The organism is Pseudoxanthomonas helianthi, assembly GCF_017939625.1.
Lineage (GTDB): Bacteria > Pseudomonadota > Gammaproteobacteria > Xanthomonadales > Xanthomonadaceae > Pseudoxanthomonas_A > Pseudoxanthomonas_A helianthi.
Window position 1 is genome coordinate 392,848 of the sequence record NZ_JAGKTC010000001.1, and the last position, 21,432, is coordinate 414,279.

The following is a 21,432-nucleotide window of genomic DNA, read 5'->3' on the forward strand; positions in this document are numbered from 1 at the left end:
GCGCGCGGTTATTGTCCGAAGCCGCCGGCGCGCTTGCAACGTCGCCGGCCACGAAGGGGATCATTGCGCATGGATATCGGCTATTTCCTGAAGCTGATGGCGGAAAAATCCGCTTCCGACCTGTTCCTGAGCACGGGCGCGCCCGTCTACATCAAGATCGAAGGCAAGCATTTCCCGCTCGGCAACACCCCGTTGCCGCCCGGCACCGTGCAGAAGATCGCGTATTCGCTGATGGACGCGGGCCAGGTCGAGACGTTCGAGCGCGAACTGGAGCTGAACATGGCGGTGGCGCTGCCCAACGTCGGCCGCTTCCGCGTCAACGTGTTCAGGCAGCGCGGCGAAGTGGCGATGGTGATCCGTGCCATCCGCCACGTGATCCCCAGCATCGAGGAACTGCACCTGCCGCAGGTGCTGAAGGACATCATCATGACCCCGCGCGGGTTGGTGCTGCTGGTCGGCTCCACCGGCTCGGGCAAGTCGACCACGCTGGCGTCGATGATCGACCACCGCAACCGCAATGCCAGCGGCCACATCCTCACCATCGAGGACCCGATCGAATACATGCACCAGCACCGCATGTCGCTGGTCAACCAGCGCGAGGTCGGGCTGGACACCCACGCCTTCCACACCGCGCTGCGCAACGCCATGCGCGAAGCGCCCGACGTGATCCTGATCGGCGAGATCCTCGACGCGACGACCATGGAAGCGGCGATCGCCTTCGCCGAAACCGGCCATCTGTGCCTGGCCACCCTGCACTCCAACAACGCCGACCAGGCCATCGAGCGCATCCTCAATTTCTTCCCCGAGGCGGCGCACAAGAACATCCTGATGAACGTGGCCCTTAACCTGCGCGCGGTGGTATCGCAGCGCCTGGTGAGCAGCGTCGACGGCAGCCGCATCCCCGCCGCCGAGGTGCTGATCAATACGCCGATGATCCGCGACCTGTTGCGCCGCGGCCAGGTGCACGAGATCAAGCGGGCGATGGAAGAATCGCTGGAGGAAGGCATGGAAAGCTTCGACCAGTGCCTGTTCCGCATGGTCAAGCAGGGCAAGATCGAGATGGAGGAAGCGCTGCGCGCCGCCGACTCGCGCGACGGCCTGGCGCTGAAGTTCCGCCTGTCCGAAGGCCACAGCGGCGAACACGACCCGTACGCGCTGCCGACCCCGCCGCGGATCACCCAGGGCCTGGGCTGAGAGAGAGGCTTGCGGGAGCGGCTATAGCCACGATGCCTTTCCCGAAAAACCCATTGCGGCTATAGCCGCTTCCACCAAGCCTGCGCCAACGCAGGTCATGCCTGTCCTTGCGGTGCGTCCGGCTGCAGTTCGGGACGCGCATCGGCGAATGCCGGCAGCGCCAGGCACGTCGCTTCGATGCGGGCGATGTGCGGGAATGCCGCGACGTCCACGCCGAAGCGGCGCGCGTTGTAGACCTGCGGCACCAGGCAGCAATCGGCGATGCTCGGCACGTCGCCATGGCAATAGGCACCGGTGGCGGGCTCTTCGAGCAATTCCTCGAGCGCGCCGAAGCCCTGCTCGATCCAGTGCTGCACCCATGCGTCGCGCTCGGCCTGCGGCACGTTCCAGGTGTTCTCGAAGTAACGCAGCACGCGCAGGTTGTTCAAGGGATGGATGTCGCAGGCGACCAGCAGCGCCATCGCGCGCACGCGGGCGCGGTCGCGCGCGGCGACCGGCAACAGCGGCGCATTCGGCCAGGCTTCGTCGAGGTATTCGAGGATCGCCAGCGATTGCCGGATCGTCCGCGTGCCGTGGCGCAGCGCCGGCACCAGTTCCTGCGGGTTGACCGCCTTGTATTCGGCCGAATGCTGCTGCCCGCCATCGCGGAGCAGGTGCACCGGCACGGTTTCGTAGCGAAGGCCCTTGAGGTTCAGGCCGATGCGCACGCGGTAGGCGGCGCTGGAGCGCCAGTACGAATAAAGGTGCAAGGAATCCTGCGTCATGGTCAGCCGCCCCCAACGGTCTGTCCGGACCCGTCCACGATAGCGGCTTCGCGATGCATGCCCATGCCTTCCGTCGCCGCCCTGCGCCCGCCGGGCGGCTAACCGGCCTGCTGCGGCTCGATGCGCTGCTCTATCGCGCCGAAGATCGACGCGCCCGACGCATCCAGCATTTCGATCCGCACCACGTCGCCGAACTTCATGAACGGCGTGCTCGGCTTGCCGTCGCGCAAGGTCTCCACGGTACGCTTTTCGGCGAAGCACGAGGCGCCCTTCGAGGTGTCCTCGTTGGCGATGGTGCCGGAACCGACGATGGTCCCCGCCGATAACGGCCGGGTCCTGGCCGCGTGCGCGACCAGCTGGGCGAAGTCGAACTGCATGTCCACGCCCGCTTCCGGCGCGCCAAACCACTCGCCGTTGATGTGGGTCAGCAACGGCAGATGGACCTTGTTGCCGCGCCAAGCATCGCCCAGCTCGTCGGGCGTGACGAACACCGGCGACAGCGCCGAGCGCGGCTTCGACTGCAGGAAGCCGAAACCCTTGGCCAGTTCCGGCGGGATCAGGTTGCGCAGGGACACGTCGTTGACCAGGCCGACCAGCTGGATGTGCGCGGCCGCCTGTTCGGGCGTGACCGCCATCGGCACGTCGTCGGTGACCACGACGATCTCCGCTTCCAGGTCGATGCCGTAGTCCTCGCTGACCACCTTCACCGCGTCGCGCGGACCGTAGAAGCCGGCGCTGGTCGCCTGGTACATCAGCGGGTCGGTGTAGAAGCTGGCCGGCACCTCGGCGTTGCGCGCGCGGCGCACCCGCTCTACGTGCGGCAGGTAGGCGCTGCCGTCGACGAATTCGTAGGCGCGGGGCAACGGCGCGGCCAGCTCGTGGAAGTCCAGCGCGAACTCGCCATCGGCGTTGCCGGCGTTCAGCGCTTCGGACAACGCGTTGAGGCGCGGCGCCATGTTCGACCAGTCCTCCAGCGCGCGCTGCAGGGTCGGCGCGATGCCGGTGGCGCGCACCGCGCGGGTCAGGTCGCGGGAAACGACGACCAGGGTGCCGTCGCGGCCTCCTTCCTTCAGCGAACCGAGCTTCATCGAGACTCCAACCGCCTTGATCTACGGGAATTGTTTCAATTGTAACTGAACTGCCGATGTCCATGGCAGGGCCGGAAACCTTACTGCAAGCCCGGGCGTGATGGGTTTTCCCCGGCTTCGCCGGTTAGCGAAGGGAATGCCCCGAAAGCCGCCGGCTCGGGCACGACTCCCCAACCCTCCGAGGACCCTTGCAATGAATGTTTCGATTTTCGCTCGTAACCCGCGCGTCCCTTCGGCCTTGGCGCTGGCCGTCGCCCTGGCGCTGCCGGCAGCGTGCCTGCTGCCCGTCGACGCGGCGCACGCCGGCGATGTCTGCGATACCGCCGAAGCCGGCGAGAACGGCAACGGTGCCCAGGCCGACGGCGACCGGGCGATTGCCTGCGGCCTCGGCGCCAATGCCCAAGGCGACCGATCCGCCGCCTTCGGCCATGGCACCCAGGCGATCGGCCAGTCGTCGATCGCATTGGGTTCCAATGCCTATGCGCAAAGCGCCAACAACGTCGCCATCGGCGGCTGGTACGACAAGAACGGCAACGGTCTGGTCGAAACCGGCGAGTACACCCGCACGGTCTGGGATCGCGCGGTGGCCGTCGGTGCCGCGGCGCTGGCCACCGCCAATGACACCACGGCCTTGGGCACCTCGAGCACCTCCTCGGCGGCGTTCGCCAGCGCCATGGGCGCGCAATCCTCCGCTTCCGGCAGCGGCGGCACTGCCACCGGTGCGCTGAGTTCGGCGAGCGGTGCCAGCGCCACCGCCAACGGCTTCTTCAGTGTCGCCGGCGGCCTGCATGCCTCGGCATTCGGCGCGGAAAGCCAGGCCGACAACGAGGACGGGACCGCTATCGGTTACAGGAGCAACGCCGGCGGATTGCTCGCCAGTGCGCTGGGTACCGAAAGCGAAGCCGCGGGCGACCACGCCACCGCACTCGGCGGCAAGGCGCAGGCCAGCGGCAACTACAGCATCGCCGCCGGCGTGCAATCGGTGTCCAGCGGCCACTTCAGCGCCGCGTTCGGCCGCATGGCGCGGGCCACCGAGGACGCCGCCACCGCAATCGGCTCGCAGGCGCAGGCCGGTGGCTATGCCAGCACGGCGTTGGGAACGCTGGCCACGGCCAGCGGCGCCAACAGCACGGCCGTCGGCTACCAGTCCGTCGCCGACGAGGACAACACCGTTTCCGTCGGCAACGCTAACAACCAGCGTCGTATCACCAATCTCGCCGCCGGCACCAATGCCACCGACGCGGTGAACCTGTCCCAGCTGCAGGCCGCGATTTCCACCGCGAACGCATACACGGACACCGCCGTCGCTACCGGCGGCACCGCCGCCAATGCCTATACCGACGACAGGGAAGCCGCGATCCGCGCCGACATGGCAACCGCCGACGATGCGGTCCTGGCGGAAGCGAATGCGCACGCCGATGCCGGCGACTCGGCCACGCTTGCGGCATCGAAGACCTACGCGGACAACAAGTTCGCGGCCTGGAACGACGGCTTCGCCGACTTCCAGCAGCAGGTGGATGTCCGCTTCGCGCAAACCGACAAGCGCATCAGCCAGATCGGCGCGATGGGCGGCGCGATGACGTCGGCGGCGATCAACACCGCAGGCCTGCCGGGCCGCAATCGCGTGGGCATGGGCGTGGGCGTGCAGAACGGGCGCTCTGCTGTTGCGATGAGCTACCAGCGCCTGGTGCGTCCGAACGCCAGTGTCTCGCTCACCGGTGCCTTCTCTTCCGGCGAAAACAGCGTCTCCGCAGGCGCTGGCTTCAGCTGGTAAGTCCGCCTGGCGAACGCGCGTGGGCTCGGTGGGCAGTGGGCCACCAGCGCGCGGTCGGCGACAAGACGGCTTTCACGGTCGGCGGCGCGTTCAGCGACGACGGCGAGAACACCGCGGGCAGGACTTCGGCGTGGGTTGGTAATCGCCTTTCGCTGCACGCAGGCGAACAACCGGCCGGCGCCTGATGGCTTCGCCCGCCTTTTGACGGTTTTCCAGTGAGTGCCGGCGAAACCGGCGCGTTCCGAACCCATCTTTCTCCAGGAGCATGCAATGAATACGACCCGCCGCTTCAACTCCCCGCGTCGCCGCCACGTGCTGTCCATGGCGATCCTGTTGTCCTTCGTCGCCTGCGGCCACGCGATGGCCGGCGATGTCTGCGACACCGCCGAAGCCGGCGAAAGCGGCAACGCAGCGACCGCGGACGGCGCCGATGCCGTGGCTTGCGGAGCGCGGGCCACGGCCAGCGCGAACTTCTCCACCGCGTACGGCGTGGACAGCCAGGCGACATCCTTCCATGCGGTGGCGATCGGCAACGGCGCCCTCGCTCCCGGCGACCGCAGCACCGCGGTCGGCGGCATCGCCAAGGCCGGCAACTCGAGCGTTTCGATCGGCTTCGGCAGCGGCAACGCCGACGCTTCCGGCGCGATCGCCGTCGGTTATTTCACCCGTGCGGAAAGTGGCGGTACCGCGCTCGGCCACAACGCAGACGCCGTCGCGGACGCCACGGCGGTGGGCCATATCGCCTTTGCCACCGGTGAATCCAGTACGGCGGTCGGCCATCTGGCCCAGTCCAGCGGCGCGTTCTCGGTGGCGCTGGGCGAAGGCAGCGTCGCCAGCGCCCATCGCAGCACCGCGGTCGGCCCGGAGGCGAAAGCCACCGGGTTCCTGGGCGTGGCGGTCGGCGGCTACAGTGAAGCCAGCGGCTACAGCAGCGCGGCAGTCGGCTACAACGCCATTGCCTCCGGGGAAACTTCATCGGCCTATGGCAACGGCGCGCGCGCGACCGCCGGCTACACCACCGCCAGCGGCAACCATGCCTCGGCCTCCGGCGAAGGCAGCACGGCGATAGGCCACAGCAGCATGGCCGAAGGCGAGAACGATATCGCCCTGGGCCTGGGGGCGCGCGCCGCCGCTGGCGATGGCATCGCTTTGGGAACGCAAAGCCAGGTCCTTGCCCAAGGGGGCATCGCCCTCGGCACCGACAGCCATGTGCAGACCGGGGCGACCAATGCCGTAGCTATCGGCAGTGGTTCGGTCGCCGACCGCGCGAACACGGTTTCCATGGGTTCCGCTGGCGCCGAACGGCAGATCAGCAACGTCGCCGCCGGCACCCAGGCCACCGACGCGGCCAACGTGTCGCAACTGCAGTCCACGCTGGTTTCGGCCAATGCCTACGCCGACAGCAAGTTCGTCGGCTTCAGCGACGACTTCGAGGCTTATCGACAGCAGACGGATCGCCGCTTCGGCCAGCAGGACCGGCGCATGGATCGCGTGGGCGCATTGAGCGCGGCCATGTCGCAGATGGCGATCAATGCCGCGGGCGCGCAGAGCGCGCGCGGCCGGCTGGCCCTGGGCATCGGCTCCTATGGCGGCGAGCAGGCGTTGTCGATCGGCTATGCGAAGAAGATCGGCACGCGCGGCAGCTTCAGCCTGGGCGGCGCGTTCGGCGGTGGCGAAAGCAGCGGCGGCGTGGGCTTCGGCATCGACCTGTAAGCCACGCCGTCACGCTCAGCGGGAACCCTGCGCCGCGCGGACCACTTCCTCCGCGCGGCGCAGCCGGGCGTCCTTGGCATCGAGCAGGCGCTTCAGGTTCGCCTGTGCGGTTTCCAGCGCGGCATCCGCGCCCGGACGCCGCGCCGCCGCTTCGCAAGCCGCACGGATCACGCCGACATAGGCGAGCCTGGCCGGATCGTCGTTCGCTTCGGCGGTCAGCGCATGGGCGCGCTGCGCCGTCGCGCATCCGGGATCGGGTGTGCCGAACACTATTTTCGCCCGCGCCAAGTCGCGCAGGGCGCCGGCCGCGGAACGCGTGCCTTCGCCCATCGCCGCTTCCCAGCTGTCCACGGCCTGTTGTAGGTGGACGAGCGCCTTCGCATCGCCGCGATCCAGTTCGATCGCGCCCAGCGTGTGCAACGAAGTCGCGGTCGAGTGGTGGCGAAGCCCGTATTTCGCCATGCGGATGCGCAAGGCTTCCTCGGCCAGCGGCTGCCCCTGCGCGGCGTGCCCCGATTCCAGTTCGCAGGTGGCCAGGTTGTTGGCAACGGTAGCCACGCCCGGATGCGCATTGCCGAACTGCGCGCGTCGCATCGCCAGCACCTGGCGGAACAGCACCGCGGCTTCGCCGAACCGGCGTTGCGCGTAGAGCACGCTGGCCAGGTCGTTCGCCGCGCCGACGGTGCCCGGGTGGCCGGGCCCGTACACCGACGTGCGCAGCGCGAGTTCCTCGCGACGCAGGGCTTCCGCTTCGGCCAGCGGCCCGGTATTGGCCAGCACCATGGCCAGGGCGTCCAGCGCCCGCGCGCGCAACGGATCGCGCGGCGGTGCGGTACGCCGGATATCGGCAAGCGTGGATCGCGCCAGGCGTCCGGCATCGTCCAGCCGGCCTTCCAGCACGTGCAACGAGACCAGGCTCATCGCGACTTCCTGGGTTCGCCTGTCGCCTGCCCCCAGCAACTGCATCCGCGAGCGGTGCGCGGCCTCGTACGCAGCGCGCGCTTCGTCGCGCCGGTTCAATGCCTGCAATTCCAGCCCCCGCTGGTGCGCGGCGGTCGCCTGCGCCAGGCGGGTGTCGCGATCGTTCGCGAGCAGGAGCGGCTGCAATGCGTCGAGCACGGACAACGCTTCCGGATAGCGGCCGAGCTGATGCAACAGGCGCGCGCGGGTCAGCTCCTGTGTCCGGTACAAGGCCGCATCGCCGACACGCAACGCGAGCGCGGAAGCCTCCGAGGCGAGGGACAGCGCTTCGTCGTAATGGCCCAGGCCGCGCTGCGCATCGGCCATCGCCCCGAGCAGTTCCGCGCGAACTTCAGGCCGATCCTCGAATTGCCCGCGCATCCGTTCGACGCCGCGGCCGAGCAGCTCCTGCGCGGTCACTTCGCGGCCGCGCGCCATTTCCGGATCGGCCAGTTCGAACAAACCGCCCATGAATTCGAGCACGGCGCGCGACTTCGCGCTTTCGGCCAGCGCGTGGTCGCGCTGCAACCGCGCCTGATGACCCTGCCACAGGGCCACGCCCAGGCCGGCGACCAGCGCGACCAGACCCAGCGCGGCAATGGCGGAAGCCAGCGCGTGCCGATGCAGGAAGCGCCGCGCCCGGTACGACCAGCCGCCGTTCGCGGCGGCGACCGGACGACGGTCAAGCCAGGCCTTCAAGTCCGCGACGAGTTCCTGCACCGAAGCGTAGCGCGCCTGCGGCGACAGCGCGCAGGCCTTGCCGGCGATCGCGTCGAGGTCGCCGCGCAAGCGCTTGCGCCAACCGCAGTCGTCCCCGGCCAATGCGCTCGGCAATGGCACGCGCACGTCGCGGTCGGCCGCCGTGCGTCCAACCTTGCGGCACGCCAGCAACTCGGTCAGCAGGATGCCCAGGCTGAAGACATCGCTGGTCACGTCCAGGCTGGCGCCGGCCAGTTGTTCGGGACTGGCATAGGCTGGCGTGCAGAAAGCCAGCGGGTCGGCGCTGCCCTGCCCCAGCACCTGGGCGATGCCGAAATCCAGCAGCACCGGCGAGTCGGCATCGCGCATCAGGATGTTGCTGGGCTTGATGTCGCAGTGGATCACCAGCCGCTGGTGCGCGGCCTGCACCGCAAGGCAGACGCGCAGGAACTGGCGAACGCGCGCCTGCAGGTCCAGCCCTTCGCGTTCGCAATGCGCGTCCAGCGGCGCGCCGGGCACGTATTCCATCACCAGGTAGGGATGGCCCGCGGGCGTGGTGCCGCCATCGAACAAGCGGGCGATGCCAGGGTGTTCCAGCTCGGCCAGTATCTGCCGCTCTTCGGCCAGGCGGCTGGCCACGCCCGCATCGGCGGCCAGGCCGCGCAGCAGCTTGATCGCGACGCGCTGGCGGAACAACTGGTCGGCGCGCTCGGCCACGAACACCGTGCCCATGCCGCCGCTGGCCAGCCGTTCGACCATCTGCCATTGGCCAAGACGCTCGCCGACCTGCAGTTCCGTCTCGGGCAACGAGGCCATCAATTGCCCAAGCGGTCCGAGTGCGCGGTTGAAGCTGATCGTCTGCGCTTGCAGCAACGCCATCGCTTCCTCGATGGCGGCGCGATCCTCGGTCAGCGCTTCCAGCCGTGATCGCCATTGCGCCTGGGGCAGGTCGCAGACCTTTTCGAACAAGTCACGCAGCCGGTTCCAGTCCGCGTTCGCCATGTCGCCGCCCGTGTCGCCGGCTCAGGCCAGCTGCCGGTTCAACCAGGCCTTGGCGAAGCGCAGGTCGCGTTCCACCGTGGGGACCGATACGCCGAGCACGCAGGCGATCTCGTCGTGGGCCATGCCGCCGAAATAGGCCATTTCCAGCGCCTTCGCCGGACGCTCGTCGTTGTCCGCCAACTGCTCCAGGCATTGGTGCAGGGCTAGCACGTCGTGTTCGATCACCAGTCCGGACTCGCGGTCGGCATGCGACAGGGTCAGCGCCAGCGCGCCGCCGCCGCGCTTGTCCGCGGCTCGCGCCCGCGCGTGGTCGACCAGCACCGCGCGCATCTTCAGCGCCGCCAGGGCGAAGAAATGCGCCCGGTCCTGCCAGCCGACCTCGTTGCCGAGCAGGCGCATCAGCGCCTCGTGGACGACCACCGTCGGCTGCAAGGTGTTGCCGGCGCCGCCCTGGTTGAAGCGCGCCGCGGCCATGCCGCGCAGGGTGTCGTAGACCTGCGCCAGCAGGCGATCGCGCGAGGTGTCGTCCCCGTCGCGCCATGCATGCAGCAGATTGGTCAGGTCTTCCGCCATTCCCCGGCTCCGTCGCGTTCCGTCAGCGGCCGACGCCGGATCGTAGCCGAGCCCCCGCCGCGACGCGATACGGACCTTCGATGCACCTCGCGAAACGCGACGGCCGTCGTGAACCCTCAGTCGTCGCCCTGGAACCCGCCGGACCGGTAGGTCAGCACCAGTGTGTCGCGGTGACCCGCGCCATCGAGCGGCTGGATCGGCGTCGACTCGTGGATCATCCGCGCGTCGTCGAGGAACAGCAGCGACCACGGCTGGGTCAGAGTGAAGCGCTGGCCGTTGGGGCCGTCGGCTTCGAACACGCGCGTTTCGCCGCCCTTGATGCCCTCGCGTCCGACCAGCAGCACGGCGACGAAGTCGACGCCATCGCGGTGCGCGCCTTCCGGCGTGGGTCGGCCGATGCCATCGCTGGTGTCGATGCGGAAGGTGTGCGCTTCCACGTACCACGGTTGCGCGCCCTTCAGCGCGGAACAGGTCGTGCCCAACGCCAGCAACAGCTTCGGCCAGGCCGGATTCGCCACCAGCGTCGGATCAACCGGTTCGAACCAGCGCAGCATGCCGCCATGCAGGGCGTTGTATTCGAGCGATTGCCAATGCGCGCGGTGCGGCGTCTGCCGCAGCTCGCCGCCGTCGGCAACGAAGCAGGAATGCCGGCGCTGGCGATAACGGCCGCCGTCCTTCAGGTACGGATCGGGACGCAGGTCGTCCCAGTACGGATGCAGCGCATCGAGATCCGCGATATCCAGGCCGGCCAGCTTGCCCAGTTGCGCGGGCGGCAGCACCGCGTAGCCGTGTTCGCGCACCTGCGCGATCAGCTGGTCGGCGTTGGCGAAAGGCGGCGGGAAACTGGCGACCACGACTTCGACCTCGATGCGCGCCGGAATGTGGTCCGGCCTTAGGCGTCCATTGTCGCCGTTCGCCGCTGGCGCGGAAAGCGCATCGACCGAAACGCAAAAACCCGCGCGAGGCGGGTTTTTGCGTGGATTTCGAAGATGGCAGCCCCGGATGGATTCGAACCACCGAATGCCTGAGTCAGAGTCAGGTGCCTTACCGCTTGGCGACGGGGCTATGCAGCGGATTGTAGCGCCGAAGCGAGGCTCCGGCGCAAGCAAACCATTAACGCTTGGAGAACTGGGTGGCGCGGCGAGCCTTGTGCAGGCCGACCTTCTTGCGCTCGACTTCGCGGGCGTCGCGGGTCACGAAGCCGGCCTTGCGCAGCTCGGTCTTCAGCGACTCGTCGTACTCGACCAGCGCGCGGGCGATGCCCAGGCGGATCGCACCGGCCTGGCCGGTGGTGCCGCCGCCGCTGGCGGTGACGAAGATGTCGAAGTTCTCGGTGTTCTTGGTCAGCTCCAGCGGCTGGCGCACGATCATGCGCGCGGTTTCGCGGCCGAAGAATTCGTCCAGCGGACGATCGTTGACCGTGATCTTGCCGGTGCCCTTGCGCAGGAACACGCGGGCGGTGGAGGACTTGCGACGGCCGGTGCCGTAGTTTTGAGTGATGGCCATGACTTAGATATCCAGGACTTGCGGCTGCTGGGCGGCGTGCGGGTGCTCGGCACCCTTGTAGACCTTGAGCTTGCGGTACATGTCGCGGCCCAGCGGGCCCTTCGGCAGCATGCCCTTGACGGCGATCTCGATGACGCGCTCCGGATGGCGCTCCAGCGCCTGGGCCAGGGTCTCGGTCTTCAGGTTGCCGATGTAGCCGGTGAAGCGGTGATACAGCTTGTCGTTCAACTTGTTGCCGGTGACGTGGATCTTCTCGGCGTTGATCACAACGAGGTAGTCGCCGGTGTCGACGTGCGGGGTGTACACGGGCTTGTGCTTGCCGCGCAGGCGGCGGGCCAACTCGCTGGACAGGCGGCCCAGGGTCTTGCCGGTGGCGTCGACGAGGTACCAGTCACGCTGGACGGTCTCGTTCTTGGCGGTAAAAGTGGTCATGGCGAAACTCGCAGCTTGTGGTGACTGGTCGGGCGGATTCCGGGACGGGCCGCGGAACTTTGCCTCGCATTGGCGTGAAGCGGGGACAACACAGAAGCGGAATGATAGCCCGCGGCGCCAGCTGTCGCAAGTCCGGAAGCCCGGCCGGACGAGCGGCACGAGCCGCGGCACAATATCGACCATGATCTCCCGCAGCCTGTCCCCCGCCGATCGCTTCCTCGTCGAAACCCAGCGCGCGCTGGAAACCGTGTTCGGCCAGCCCCCGGCCAGCCGGCCCAACCCGGCCGCCGATACGCCGGAAGTCGAGCTGGACGCCGCCGAGCGGCGCCACGCCGCCGGGCTGATGCGGATCAACCATGTCGGCGAGGTCTGCGCGCAGGGTTTGTACTTCGGCCAGGCCGCGGTCGCACGCGACGATGAGACTCGCACCCACCTGCTGGCCGCCGCGCAGGAGGAAACCGACCACCTGGCCTGGTGCGCCGACCGCCTGCGCGAGCTGCACAGCCGGCCCAGCCTGTTCAATCCGCTGTGGTATTCGGGCAGCTATGCGCTGGGTGCGCTGGCCGGCTTGCGCGGCGACGGCTGGAGCCTGGGTTTCGTGGTCGAAACCGAGCGCCAGGTCGAAGCCCACCTGGACGAGCACCTGCAGACCCTGCCCGAAGCCGACCTGCGCAGCCGCGACATCCTGCAGGTGATGAAGGCCGACGAAGCCCGCCACGCCGATCACGCCGAACAGGCCGGCGCGCGCCGGCTGCCGCAGCCGATCCCGTCACTGATGGCAGCCGCGTCGAAATTCATGAAGACGGTGGCCTACCGCCTGTAGGCGACCCCATCGGGGGAGCGACGTAAGTCGCGAACGGAGCGCGATAGTCCGAACGAAGAGCGTTCGCGACTTACGTCGCTCCCACGACGGGTGGCACGGCTACGAGGACACCACTTTCAGGCCGACCACGCCGGCCACTATCAGGCCGATGCACAGCAGGCGCGCCGGCGACATGCTTTCGCCGAACAGCAGCACGCCCAACGTCACCACGCCCAGCGCGCCGATTCCGGTCCAGATCGCGTAGGCGGTGCCCACCGGCAGCGTCTTCAGCGATTGGGTCAGCAGCCACAGGCTGATCGCAGCGGCGACCAGGGTACCGACGCTGGGCCACAGCCGGGTGAAGCCCTGCGTGTATTTCAGGCCCACGGCGAAGCCGATTTCGAACAGGCCGGCCAGCAGCAGATAGATCCAGGACATGGAAACCTCCAGCAGATGTAAAAAGAAAGCGGCCCGGAACTTCCGTTCCGGACCGCCGTCGGTAGCGTTGCGCGGCCAGGCCGCGGGCGGGCCGTCCCGCCTTGATTCGAGGGTCAGCCTAGCAAGCGCCGGCCGAACCGGATGTAACCGTCATTCGACCAGGTTGCGGCCGTGGTACAGCTCTTCGATCTCGCGCTTCAGCCGCGCTTCGATCTTCATGCGCTCCTTGAACGACAGGTTCTTGGCCTTTTCCTCGAACAGGTAGGTGTCCAGGTCGAAATCCTTCACGTGCATCTTGGTGTGGAAGATGTTCTCCTGGTACACGTTCACGTCGATCATCTCGTAGCGCGAACGGATGTTCTTGGCCAGGTAGTCCTGGATCGAATTGATCTTGTGGTCGATGTAATGCTTCTTGCCCTTGATGTCGCGGGTGAAGCCGCGCACGCGGTAGTCCATGATGACGATGTCGGACTCGAAGCTCTCGATCAGGTAGTTCAAGGCCTTCAGCGGCGAAATGACCCCGCAGGTGGCTACGTCGATGTCGGCGCGGAAGGTCGCGATGCCGTTGTCCGGGTGGGTTTCCGGATAGGTGTGCACGGTGATGTGCGACTTGTCCATGTGCGCGACCACCGCGTCGGAGATGATCTCCTTGCCGGCGTCCTTCTTGTCGATCACCGGTTCCTCGGAAATGAGGATGGTCACCGATGCGCCCTGCGGATCGTAGTCCTGGCGGGCGACGTTGAGGATGTTGGCACCGATGATCTCGGCCACGTCGGTGAGGATCTGGGTCAGCCTGTCGGCGTTGTATTCCTCGTCGATGTAGGCGATGTAGCGCTGGCGCTCCTCTTCGGTCACCGCGTAGCAGACGTCGTAGATGTTGAAGCTCAACGCCTTGGTGAGGTTGTTGAAGCCCTGCAGGCGCAGGCGCGGCAGCGGTTTGACCACGACGGTAGTCCCTCGGGGAAGGAAGCGGATTAGGGGCGCGATTATGGGGCAATCGGGCCGTCAGCGGTATGGCCGCGGCCTGTGTTTGCCGTGAAGCCCGTATTGGCCTTAAGCTCCCAAGATTCCAGAGCCCATGTCTGCAAACCCCAGCATGTCAACCGCCCTCCCGCGTCAGGCGTACAGTCCGCTTTCCCCCGACGCTGCGACGACCGAGCGTTTCCTCCTGCACAGCCACCGCCGCCGCTACCCCGCCCGGACCGACGTGTTCCGCCCGGGCGACCCCGCGGGAACCCTGTATTACGTGATCAGCGGCTCGGTCAGCATCATCGCCGAGGAAGAGGACGACCGCGAGCTGGTGCTGGGCTATTTCGGGCCCGGCGAGTTCGTCGGCGAGATGGGCCTGTTCATCGAATCCGACCGTCGCGAAGTGATCCTGCGCACCCGCACCCAGTGCGAGCTGGCCGAGATCGGCTACGACCGCGTCCACCAGCTGTTTTCCGGGCAACTGGCGGCGGACGCCCCGAAGCTGCTGTACGCGATCGGCGCGCAGCTGTCGCGGCGCCTGCTGGACACCAGCCGCAAGGCCAGCCGCCTGGCCTTCCTCGACGTGTCCGACCGCATCATCCGCACCCTGCACGACCTGGCCCGCGAGCCGGAGGCGATGAGTCATCCGCAGGGCACCCAGTTGCGCGTGTCGCGCCAGGAGCTGGCCCGCCTGGTCGGCTGCTCGCGAGAGATGGCCGGTCGCGTGCTGAAGAAGCTGCAGGCGGACGGCGCCCTGCACGCGCGCGGCAAGACCGTGGTGCTGTACGGCACCCGCTGATGCCCGGAAAGTCGCGATGAAGTGTCCCAAGTGCGGCGGCTCGATGGAGCTGGTGGTCGAGCCGGAAGCCGACGCGCACCGCTGCAGCCAGTGCCAGGGCCTCTGGTTCGACATGCGCACGCACGAGCTGTTGAAGCGCCGTGCCGGCGAAATCGATACCGGCGACGAAACCAAGGGCCGCGAGTTCAACCGGATCGATCGGATCAAGTGCCCGGTCTGCATCGGCAACCTCGAACTGATCCGCATGGTCGACCCGCAGCAGCCGCACATCTGGTTCGAGAGCTGCCAGAACTGCTTCGGCCGCTTCTACGACGCCGGCGAATTCCGCGACTTCGCCGAGCATGGCTGGCGCGACCTGCTCAAGGACCTGCGGGCCGTCGCCCGCGACTGAATCCATTTGGCCCCGATGTGGGAGCGACGTAAGTCGCGAACCCAGGGTCGGATTCCTCCGCGCCGTCAATGACTCGAAGTCTTGGACGCTGCAGGCAGTTGCAGCGCCACGGCTTCGATCTTCGCGACTTACGTCGCTCCCACGTCGGAGCTTAGGGGATTCCCTTCGCCGCCGCGCTTGGCGCAACCCCAATTGAGGATCGGCGTGCCCGGCGGCAGCAGGCGACGGAACAGCTCGACGCGCTTGATGCCGGGGTTCACCACCACGGGCTTGCGCGCCGCCTGCAGCAACGGCAGGTCGGCGGTGGAATCCGAATACGCCGCGGCGATGTCGCCGTAACCGCGCTCGCGCAGCATGCGCAGCTTCTCGGCATGGTGGCAGTGGCGGGTGGCCATCATTGCGCCGAAGCGCGGGCCGACCGCGGTGCCGATCACCGGCACGTCCTGATGGGCGACGAAGGCCAGGATCGCCCGCGCCAGCTCCGGCGGCGCACCGGTGGCGACCACGACTTCGTCGCCGTTCGCGCGGTGCCCGCCGAACACCTCCAGCGCGCGCGGCAGCAGGCGCGCGCGGATTTCGCCTTCGTGCTCGATCACGTAGCGGTCGAGCAGCGCGTCGAAGCCGCGCCGCCGGTGCAGGCCCAGCGTGGCGATCCATACATAGCCGGAAATGCCGTGGCGCCGGGTCGGCAGCCACGCGACCATCGGCCCCAACACCAGCGAAGCGACGATCGACCCCGCCGCGCGCAGCGGATTGCGCTTCAGCATCCAGCGCAGGGCATGGCTGAAGGAATCGCCGTCGTACAGGGTATGGTCGAAGTCGAACACGACGACCGGCGCGTCGGCGCGGGGCGCCGGAGAAGCCTCATTCATGCGTCGAAGAATAGCGCACGCAGGGCCTCGCCCGGCTCCTCGGCGCGCATGAAGGTCTCGCCGACCAGGAACGCGTGCACACCGGCTTTGCGCATCTTCGCCACGTCTTCCGGCACGAGGATTCCGCTCTCGGTGACCAGCAAGCGGTCCTTCGGCACCGCGTCCTTCATCGACAGGGTCACGTCGAGCGACACTTCGAAGGTGCGCAGGTTGCGGTTGTTGATGCCCAGCAGCGGCGCCGGCACTTGCAGCGCGCGTTCCAGCTCGTCGATGTCGTGCACTTCCACCAGCACGTCCATGCCCAGCTCCATCGCCAGCCCGGACAGGTCGGCCAACTGCACATCGTCCAGCGCGGCAACGATCAGCAGGATGCAGTCCGCGCCCAGCGCGCGCGCCTCGTACACCTGGTACGCATCGACGGTGAAGTCCTTGCGCAGCACCGGCAGCGTGCAGGCCTCGCGCGCCTGCTGCAGGTAGGCATCGCTGCCCTGGAAGAAGTCCACGTCGGTCAGCACCGACAGGCAGCTGGCGCCGCCGAATTCGTAGCTGACCGCGATGTCGGCGGGGCGGAAATCGGGACGGATCACGCCCTTCGATGGGCTGGCCTTCTTGACCTCGGCGATCACCGCCGGCTCTCCGCGCGCCACCGATGCGCGCATGGCGCGGGCGAAGCCGCGTACCGGCGATGCGTCGTGCGCACGCGCCCGTACTTCGGCCAGCGGGGCCTGCGCGCTGCGCGCGGCGATTTCCCCGGCCTTGCGCGCGAGGATGGTGTCGAGGATGTCGCTCATTCGGTTTCCGTGATCGGTCCCCGCCAGTGCGGGGGCGGCGATTTTCGCATCATTCTCCGGTGGCCGCGCCGTCGCAGTCCCAGCCATAGGCGCGCTCGACCCGGGCCACGCGCACTTCGAAATGTTCGTACCAGTCGCTGCGGCCCTGGGCGCGCGCCGCGGCGTGCTCGGCGTTCTGGCGCCAGCCGCGGATCGCATCCTCGCTGTCGAAATAGGCGACGGTGATGCCGAAGCCGTCCGCGCCGCGCGTCGACTCCGCGCCGAGGAAACCCGGCTGCGCCGCCACCAGTTCGGCCATGCGCTGGGCCATCGCCGCATAACCGGGCTCGTCGCGATCGCTGCGGCGCGAGGAGAAGATCACCGCGTAGTACGGCGGCTGCGGCAGCGTGGCGAATCCGCTGGCGGACATTCAGCCCACCCCGCCCTGCCGGGCCAGCGCCTGGGTGGCGGCGACGAACTCCTGCAGCTTGCTCATCGCGTGGCCGCGCGAAATCGCATCGCGGGCGCGTTCGATGCCGTCCTCGATGCTGTCGGCCGTGCCGGCCACGTACAGCGCCGCGCCGGCATTGAGCGCGACGATCTCGCGCGCCGGGCCCGGCCGGTTGTCCAGCACGCCCAGCAGCATCGCCCTGGATTCGGCGGCGTCGCCGACGCGCAGGTTGCGGCTGGCCGACATCGCGATGCCGAAATCCTCGGGATGCAGCTCGTATTCGCGCACCTTGCCGTCGCGCAATTCGCCGACCAGCGAGGCCGCGCCCAGCGACAGTTCGTCCATGCCGTCGCGGCCCCACACCACCAGCGCGCGTTGCGCGCCCAGTTCCTGCAACGCGCGCGCCTGGATGCCGACCAGGTCGGGATGGAACACGCCCATCAGGATGTTCGGCGCGCCGGCCGGGTTGGTCAGCGGACCGAGGATGTTGAAGATCGTGCGCACCCCCATCTCGCGGCGCACCGGCGCGACCACCTTCATCGCCGGGTGATGCACCGGGGCGAACATGAAGCCGATGCCGGTTTGCGCGATCGATTGCGCCACCTGCTCGGGCTGCAGTTCGATCGAGGCGCCCAGCGCTTCCAGCACGTCGGCGCTGCCGGAACTGGACGACACGCTGCGGTTGCCGTGCTTGGCCACCTTGGCGCCCGCCGCGGCGACCACGAACATCGAGCAGGTCGATATGTTGAAGGTGTGCGAACCGTCGCCGCCGGTGCCGACGATGTCGACCAGGTTCGCGCGATCGGCCACGTCCACCGTGCGCGAGAACTCGCGCATCACCAGCGCCGCGCCGGCGATTTCGCCGATGGTTTCCTTCTTGACCCGCAGGCCGGTCAGGATCGCCGCGGTCATCGTCGGCGACACGTCGCCGCGCATGATCTGGCGCATCAGGTCGACCATCTCGTCGTGGAAGATCTCGCGATGCTCGATGGTGCGCTGCAGGGCTTCTTGCGGAGTGATCGACATGGTTCTGGACGGATCAGGAGATGACGAGGTAGTCGCTGGCGCAGGCGATGCCGCGATGCGGGCCTTCGACCAGCGCGACGTGGCGACCGCCGACCGAATCGACCGGAATGCACGCGTCGACATCGTACAGCGCGTCCTTGTGCGGCAGCAGCCAGCCCGCGTCGGCCTGCGCCTTGCCCTTCGCCTTGGCCTCGCCCGCGTCGTTGGCGACGATCAGCAGGTACTTGTGCGCTTCGCCGAACACGTCCTTTTCGTAACCGCCGAGGTTGATGAAGAACAACCGCGGCGAGTCCGCCGGCGCGGGCGCGTCGGAGAAACGTACCTGGTAGGGCCCGACGCCATCCACTTCCATCCACGAATCGACGTGCAGGCCGCGCGGTTCGCCGAACCACTGCTCGCGCAGCTGCGGATAGGTCGCCTGCAGGCTGTCGCCGACGGCGAAGGCCACGTCGTGCAGTTCGATGCGCGCCTTGGGATGGGTACCGCCGATCATCACCACGAAAAGCCTTGCGGAAGCCGGCATTTCAGCGTTCCAGGAAGTTCTTCAGCAGCGCGTGGCCGTGTTCGGTCAGGATCGATTCGGGATGGAACTGCACGCCTTCCACGGGGAATTCGCGGTGGCGCAGGCCCATGATTTCCTCGAAGCTGCCGTCGTCGTTCTCGGTCCATGCGGTGACTTCGAGCTCGGCCGGCAGCGACGATTTCTCCACGACCAGCGAGTGGTAGCGGGTCGCTTCGTAACCATCGGGCAGGCCGGCGAACACGCCATGGCCTTCATGGCGGATGTGCGAGGTCTTGCCGTGCATGATCCGCCCCGCGCGGATCACCTTGCCGCCGTATGCCTGGCCGATGCTCTGATGGCCGAGGCAGACGCCGAGGATCGGCGTGTTGCGGCCGAGCCGTTCGATCACCTGCAGCGACACGCCGGCCTCGTTCGGCGTGCATGGCCCCGGCGACACCACGATGCGCTCCGGCGCCAGTTTCTCGATCTCGTCCACGCTCAACGCGTCGTTGCGCTCCACCCGCACTTCCGCGCCCAGCGCCTGAAGGTACTGGACGAGGTTGTAGGTGAACGAGTCGTAGTTGTCGATCATCAACAGCACGGCGGCCTCCATCGGCGCCGGTGGGGGAAGGGCAATCTAGCCGCCCCGCCCCGATGACGCAATGCATCATCAGGCGTCGGCGCGGGGCAGGACCACCCGCACGACCAGCCCGGGCCGGCCGTCGCCCAATACGATGCCGCCCCCATGGCGCTGGGCGATGGCGCGCACCAGGCTCAGCCCCAGTCCGGTGCCGGGAGTGCCGCGGGCCGCGTCGAGCCGCTCGAAGCGGTCGAATACCCGCTCGCGCTCGGCCTCCGGGATCCCCGGCCCCTGGTCCCGCACCTGGACCGCGGCCTGCCCCGCTTCCGCCACGACCTGCACCAACACCTCGCCGCCGTCGGGGCTGAACTTGACCGCGTTGTCGAGCAGGTTGGCCAGCATCTGGAACAACTGGTCGGCGTCGCCATGCACCGTTGCCGGGGCGAAATCGCCGCGCACGACGATGCCGCGCTCGGCGGCGACCGCCGCATACAACTCGATCGCATCGCCGGCCAGCGTGTCCAGCCGCACTTCCGGGCCGCTTCCGGCGGGCGCCTGCGCTTCGATCCGCGACAGCCGCAGCAGCGCGCTGAACGATTGCAGCAACTGGTCGGTTTCGCCGATGGCCTCGTCCAATTCGCCCGCCGCGACCGGCCGTTCGCGACGGCGCAGGGCATCCAGGCGATTGCGCAAGCGGGTCAATGGCGTGCGCAGGTCGTGGGCGATGTGGTCGGTGGCGTGGCGCACGCCGTCTATCAGTGTTTCGATGCGATCGAGCATCGCGTTGAAGCGGCGCGCCACCCGGTCGAAGGCGTCGCCGCTGCCGTCGCTGCGCACGCGCAGGCCCAGTTCGCCCTCGCCCACCCGCGCCGCGGTCGCGTCCAGCGCACGCAGCCGGGCGCCCACCCAGCGCGTGGTCAACCAGCCGATCAACGCGCCGACCAGCGCCGCGACGATCAGCGCGGCCAACGCCGCGCGCAGCATCAGCGCAAGGAAGCCATCCTGCGAACGCGCGCGCACGCCGGTCAGCAAGGTGCCGCCATCCGGCAGGCGTTGCAGCGATGCGATCACCCGCGGGTCGCCATCGCCGTCGATGTCGCGGAATTCGACCCAGCGCTTCGACGCGGGCCAGCGCGGCAGGCGGCTGAAATTGCCGGCGAGGACCTTCCCGTTCGCGTCGAGCAGGGCATATACCGCGTCCGGGTCGTCGGGCTCTTCGACGCGGCCGCGGATTTCCTCCAGCAACTGCGCACGCCCGGATTGCCGGTACAGGTCGGACAACCCGGCGGCGTCGGCGCGCACCACCTCGCGCGCATCCTTGTCCAGCAGCGCGGACACGGCGAAGTACACCCCGGCGCCGAGCAAGGTGAAGGCGGAGAAGAACGACAGCGACACCGCCAGCGCCAGGCGGAAACTGGTCGAGCGCGGCGCCGCGCTCATTCGCCGAGCCGGTAGCCCGCGCCGCGCACGGTGTGCAGCATCGGCGTTTCGAAACCCTGGTCGATCTTCTGCCGCAACCGGCTGACGTGCACGTCGATGACGTTGGTCTGCGGATCGAAGTGGTAGTCCCACACCGCCTCGAGCAGCATGGTCCGGGTGACTACCCGGCCGGCCTGGCGCATCAGGTATTCGAGCAGGCGGAATTCGCGCGGCTGCAGTTCGATGGCCTTGCCGGCGCGCAGCGCGGAACGCTTCAGCAAGTCGAGTTCGAGTTCGCCGACCTTGAGTCGGGTCGGCAGTTCGCCGCCGGCTGCGCCGCGCCGGGCCAGGCTGTCCAGGCGGGCGCTGAGCTCCGCATAGGCGAACGGCTTCACCAGGTAGTCCTCGGCGCCGGCGCGCAGGCCTTCGACGCGGTGGTCGACGTCGCCCAGCGCGGTCAGCATCAGCACCGGAGTGCGGTTGCCGGCCCCGCGCAGCGTGCGCAGCAGGGTCAGGCCGTCGAGCGCCGGCAGCATGCGATCCAGCACCAGGGCGTCGTAGCTTTCGGTGGTGGCGAGGAACAGCCCGTCCTTGCCATTGTCGGCATGATCGACACTGTGTCCGTCTTCCTTCAGGCCCTTGGCGATGAAGGCGGCGATATGCGTGTCGTCTTCGACCAGCAGGATGCGCATGCGGTTTCCTCGGAAG

At 68.2% G+C, this 21,432-nt stretch carries 24 protein-coding genes and 1 tRNA gene; 7 read left to right on the plus strand and 18 right to left on the minus strand.

Annotation, left to right across the window (positions count from 1 at the left end; translation table 11 throughout):
* The first annotated feature begins 69 nt into the window (after positions 1–69).
* Entirely contained in the window at positions 70–1,194 is a 1,125-nt protein-coding gene (locus tag J5837_RS01845; RefSeq protein WP_210535015.1) for a PilT/PilU family type 4a pilus ATPase, read from the plus strand.
* Positions 1,195–1,289: 95 nt separating this feature from the next.
* On the opposite strand, the gene maiA is transcribed toward J5837_RS01845, so the two are convergent.
* Positions 1,290–1,958: a maleylacetoacetate isomerase gene (gene maiA, locus J5837_RS01850; RefSeq protein WP_210535016.1), complete on the minus strand. Its 669-nt coding sequence runs from the start codon at positions 1,956–1,958 to the stop codon at positions 1,290–1,292.
* 98 nt (positions 1,959–2,056) lie between these two features.
* On the minus strand, positions 2,057–3,046 hold the full coding sequence (locus tag J5837_RS01855) for a fumarylacetoacetate hydrolase family protein (protein ID WP_210535017.1): 990 nt from the start codon (positions 3,044–3,046) through the stop codon (positions 2,057–2,059).
* A 193-nt stretch (positions 3,047–3,239) separates the two neighbouring features.
* Between J5837_RS01855 and J5837_RS01860 the strand changes: the two genes are divergently transcribed.
* The 3 genes from J5837_RS01860 (at position 3,240) to J5837_RS01870 (ending at position 6,533) form a co-directional block, all read left to right on the plus strand.
* Entirely contained in the window at positions 3,240–4,820 is a 1,581-nt protein-coding gene (locus tag J5837_RS01860) for a YadA-like family protein (RefSeq protein WP_210535018.1), read from the plus strand.
* A 35-nt stretch (positions 4,821–4,855) separates the two neighbouring features.
* Complete coding sequence (locus tag J5837_RS01865; RefSeq protein WP_210535019.1) at positions 4,856–5,005, plus strand: hypothetical protein; 150 nt, start codon at positions 4,856–4,858, stop codon at positions 5,003–5,005.
* A gap of 85 nt (positions 5,006–5,090) precedes the next feature.
* A complete protein-coding gene (locus J5837_RS01870) occupies positions 5,091–6,533 on the plus strand; it encodes a YadA-like family protein (RefSeq protein ID WP_210535020.1) in 1,443 nt (480 codons plus the stop codon).
* Between the two features lie 15 nt (positions 6,534–6,548).
* On the opposite strand, the gene J5837_RS01875 is transcribed toward J5837_RS01870, so the two are convergent.
* The 6 genes from J5837_RS01875 to rplM form a co-directional block, all read right to left on the minus strand.
* A complete protein-coding gene (locus J5837_RS01875; protein WP_210535021.1) occupies positions 6,549–9,194 on the minus strand; it encodes a serine/threonine-protein kinase in 2,646 nt (881 codons plus the stop codon).
* Positions 9,195–9,215: 21 nt separating this feature from the next.
* Entirely contained in the window at positions 9,216–9,767 is a 552-nt protein-coding gene (locus J5837_RS01880; protein ID WP_210535022.1) for an ECF-type sigma factor, read from the minus strand.
* Positions 9,768–9,883: 116 nt separating this feature from the next.
* Entirely contained in the window at positions 9,884–10,621 is a 738-nt protein-coding gene (locus J5837_RS01885; protein ID WP_210535023.1) for a 2OG-Fe dioxygenase family protein, read from the minus strand.
* 136 nt (positions 10,622–10,757) lie between these two features.
* Positions 10,758–10,832, minus strand: a tRNA-Gln gene (locus J5837_RS01890).
* 48 nt (positions 10,833–10,880) lie between these two features.
* Complete coding sequence (gene rpsI, locus J5837_RS01895) at positions 10,881–11,273, minus strand: 30S ribosomal protein S9 (RefSeq protein ID WP_210535024.1); 393 nt, start codon at positions 11,271–11,273, stop codon at positions 10,881–10,883.
* Positions 11,274–11,276: 3 nt separating this feature from the next.
* Positions 11,277–11,705 carry a 50S ribosomal protein L13 gene (gene rplM, locus J5837_RS01900; RefSeq protein ID WP_210535025.1) on the minus strand — a complete coding sequence of 143 codons (429 nt, stop codon included), beginning with the start codon at positions 11,703–11,705 and terminating at the stop codon, positions 11,277–11,279.
* Positions 11,706–11,886: 181 nt separating this feature from the next.
* On the opposite strand from rplM, the gene coq7 reads away from it, so the two are divergent.
* Positions 11,887–12,528 (plus strand): 2-polyprenyl-3-methyl-6-methoxy-1,4-benzoquinone monooxygenase, encoded by a 642-nt coding sequence (gene coq7, locus J5837_RS01905; RefSeq protein WP_210535026.1) that lies wholly within the window; start codon positions 11,887–11,889, stop codon positions 12,526–12,528.
* 99 nt (positions 12,529–12,627) lie between these two features.
* Here the strand turns inward: coq7 and sugE are convergent, their stop codons facing one another.
* A complete protein-coding gene (gene sugE / locus J5837_RS01910; RefSeq protein ID WP_210535027.1) occupies positions 12,628–12,945 on the minus strand; it encodes a quaternary ammonium compound efflux SMR transporter SugE in 318 nt (105 codons plus the stop codon).
* Between the two features lie 150 nt (positions 12,946–13,095).
* On the minus strand, positions 13,096–13,890 hold the full coding sequence (speD, locus tag J5837_RS01915) for an adenosylmethionine decarboxylase (RefSeq protein WP_210535028.1): 795 nt from the start codon (positions 13,888–13,890) through the stop codon (positions 13,096–13,098).
* A 133-nt stretch (positions 13,891–14,023) separates the two neighbouring features.
* Between speD and crp the strand changes: the two genes are divergently transcribed.
* Together crp and J5837_RS01925 are read left to right on the plus strand one after the other, a co-directional pair.
* Positions 14,024–14,713, plus strand: a complete 690-nt coding sequence (crp, locus tag J5837_RS01920; RefSeq protein WP_210535029.1) for a cAMP-activated global transcriptional regulator CRP — start codon at positions 14,024–14,026, stop codon at positions 14,711–14,713.
* Positions 14,714–14,729: 16 nt separating this feature from the next.
* On the plus strand, positions 14,730–15,104 hold the full coding sequence (locus J5837_RS01925) for a zf-TFIIB domain-containing protein (RefSeq protein WP_210535030.1): 375 nt from the start codon (positions 14,730–14,732) through the stop codon (positions 15,102–15,104).
* A gap of 128 nt (positions 15,105–15,232) precedes the next feature.
* Here J5837_RS01925 and J5837_RS01930 read toward each other — a convergent pair whose 3' ends face one another.
* From J5837_RS01930 to J5837_RS01965, 8 genes are all read right to left on the minus strand, one after another.
* Positions 15,233–15,976 (minus strand): haloacid dehalogenase-like hydrolase, encoded by a 744-nt coding sequence (locus J5837_RS01930; RefSeq protein ID WP_210535031.1) that lies wholly within the window; start codon positions 15,974–15,976, stop codon positions 15,233–15,235.
* Positions 15,973–16,767, minus strand: coding sequence for an indole-3-glycerol phosphate synthase TrpC (gene trpC, locus J5837_RS01935; RefSeq protein ID WP_210535032.1), 795 nt, complete (start codon positions 16,765–16,767; stop codon positions 15,973–15,975). The genes J5837_RS01930 and trpC overlap by 4 nt, the downstream gene beginning before the upstream one ends.
* Positions 16,768–16,816: 49 nt before the next feature.
* On the minus strand, positions 16,817–17,176 hold the full coding sequence (locus J5837_RS01940) for an antibiotic biosynthesis monooxygenase family protein (RefSeq protein WP_210535033.1): 360 nt from the start codon (positions 17,174–17,176) through the stop codon (positions 16,817–16,819).
* The gene (gene trpD / locus J5837_RS01945) at positions 17,177–18,223 is read right to left on the minus strand and encodes an anthranilate phosphoribosyltransferase (RefSeq protein ID WP_210535034.1); all 1,047 of its coding nucleotides are present in this window, start codon (positions 18,221–18,223) and stop codon (positions 17,177–17,179) included.
* A 13-nt stretch (positions 18,224–18,236) separates the two neighbouring features.
* Complete coding sequence (locus J5837_RS01950) at positions 18,237–18,746, minus strand: DUF1543 domain-containing protein (RefSeq protein WP_244755521.1); 510 nt, start codon at positions 18,744–18,746, stop codon at positions 18,237–18,239.
* A gap of 1 nt (position 18,747) precedes the next feature.
* Positions 18,748–19,326 (minus strand): anthranilate synthase component II, encoded by a 579-nt coding sequence (locus J5837_RS01955; protein ID WP_210535035.1) that lies wholly within the window; start codon positions 19,324–19,326, stop codon positions 18,748–18,750.
* A 69-nt stretch (positions 19,327–19,395) separates the two neighbouring features.
* Positions 19,396–20,745 carry a sensor histidine kinase gene (locus J5837_RS01960; protein WP_210535036.1) on the minus strand — a complete coding sequence of 450 codons (1,350 nt, stop codon included), beginning with the start codon at positions 20,743–20,745 and terminating at the stop codon, positions 19,396–19,398.
* Positions 20,742–21,416 (minus strand): response regulator transcription factor, encoded by a 675-nt coding sequence (locus J5837_RS01965; protein WP_210535037.1) that lies wholly within the window; start codon positions 21,414–21,416, stop codon positions 20,742–20,744. The genes J5837_RS01960 and J5837_RS01965 overlap by 4 nt, the downstream gene beginning before the upstream one ends.
* Positions 21,417–21,432: the final 16 nt, after the last annotated feature.

What these genes read in the sequence shown, in the direction of transcription:
- J5837_RS01845 (WP_210535015.1), top strand. Translation starts at nt 70, where the DNA reads ATGGATATCGGCTATTTCCTGAAGCTGATGGCGGAAAAATCCGCTTCC.
- maiA (WP_210535016.1), bottom strand. Translation starts at nt 1,958, where the DNA reads ATGACGCAGGATTCCTTGCACCTTTATTCGTACTGGCGCTCCAGCGCC.
- J5837_RS01855 (WP_210535017.1), bottom strand. Translation starts at nt 3,046, where the DNA reads ATGAAGCTCGGTTCGCTGAAGGAAGGAGGCCGCGACGGCACCCTGGTC.
- J5837_RS01860 (WP_210535018.1), top strand. Translation starts at nt 3,240, where the DNA reads ATGAATGTTTCGATTTTCGCTCGTAACCCGCGCGTCCCTTCGGCCTTG.
- J5837_RS01870 (WP_210535020.1), top strand. Translation starts at nt 5,091, where the DNA reads ATGAATACGACCCGCCGCTTCAACTCCCCGCGTCGCCGCCACGTGCTG.
- J5837_RS01875 (WP_210535021.1), bottom strand. Translation starts at nt 9,194, where the DNA reads ATGGCGAACGCGGACTGGAACCGGCTGCGTGACTTGTTCGAAAAGGTC.
- J5837_RS01880 (WP_210535022.1), bottom strand. Translation starts at nt 9,767, where the DNA reads ATGGCGGAAGACCTGACCAATCTGCTGCATGCATGGCGCGACGGGGAC.
- rpsI (WP_210535024.1), bottom strand. Translation starts at nt 11,273, where the DNA reads ATGGCCATCACTCAAAACTACGGCACCGGCCGTCGCAAGTCCTCCACC.
- rplM (WP_210535025.1), bottom strand. Translation starts at nt 11,705, where the DNA reads ATGACCACTTTTACCGCCAAGAACGAGACCGTCCAGCGTGACTGGTAC.
- coq7 (WP_210535026.1), top strand. Translation starts at nt 11,887, where the DNA reads ATGATCTCCCGCAGCCTGTCCCCCGCCGATCGCTTCCTCGTCGAAACC.
- sugE (WP_210535027.1), bottom strand. Translation starts at nt 12,945, where the DNA reads ATGTCCTGGATCTATCTGCTGCTGGCCGGCCTGTTCGAAATCGGCTTC.
- crp (WP_210535029.1), top strand. Translation starts at nt 14,024, where the DNA reads ATGTCTGCAAACCCCAGCATGTCAACCGCCCTCCCGCGTCAGGCGTAC.
- J5837_RS01925 (WP_210535030.1), top strand. Translation starts at nt 14,730, where the DNA reads ATGAAGTGTCCCAAGTGCGGCGGCTCGATGGAGCTGGTGGTCGAGCCG.
- J5837_RS01930 (WP_210535031.1), bottom strand. Translation starts at nt 15,976, where the DNA reads ATGAATGAGGCTTCTCCGGCGCCCCGCGCCGACGCGCCGGTCGTCGTG.
- trpC (WP_210535032.1), bottom strand. Translation starts at nt 16,767, where the DNA reads ATGAGCGACATCCTCGACACCATCCTCGCGCGCAAGGCCGGGGAAATC.
- J5837_RS01940 (WP_210535033.1), bottom strand. Translation starts at nt 17,176, where the DNA reads ATGTCCGCCAGCGGATTCGCCACGCTGCCGCAGCCGCCGTACTACGCG.
- trpD (WP_210535034.1), bottom strand. Translation starts at nt 18,223, where the DNA reads ATGTCGATCACTCCGCAAGAAGCCCTGCAGCGCACCATCGAGCATCGC.
- J5837_RS01950 (WP_244755521.1), bottom strand. Translation starts at nt 18,746, where the DNA reads ATGCCGGCTTCCGCAAGGCTTTTCGTGGTGATGATCGGCGGTACCCAT.
- J5837_RS01960 (WP_210535036.1), bottom strand. Translation starts at nt 20,745, where the DNA reads ATGAGCGCGGCGCCGCGCTCGACCAGTTTCCGCCTGGCGCTGGCGGTG.
- J5837_RS01965 (WP_210535037.1), bottom strand. Translation starts at nt 21,416, where the DNA reads ATGCGCATCCTGCTGGTCGAAGACGACACGCATATCGCCGCCTTCATC.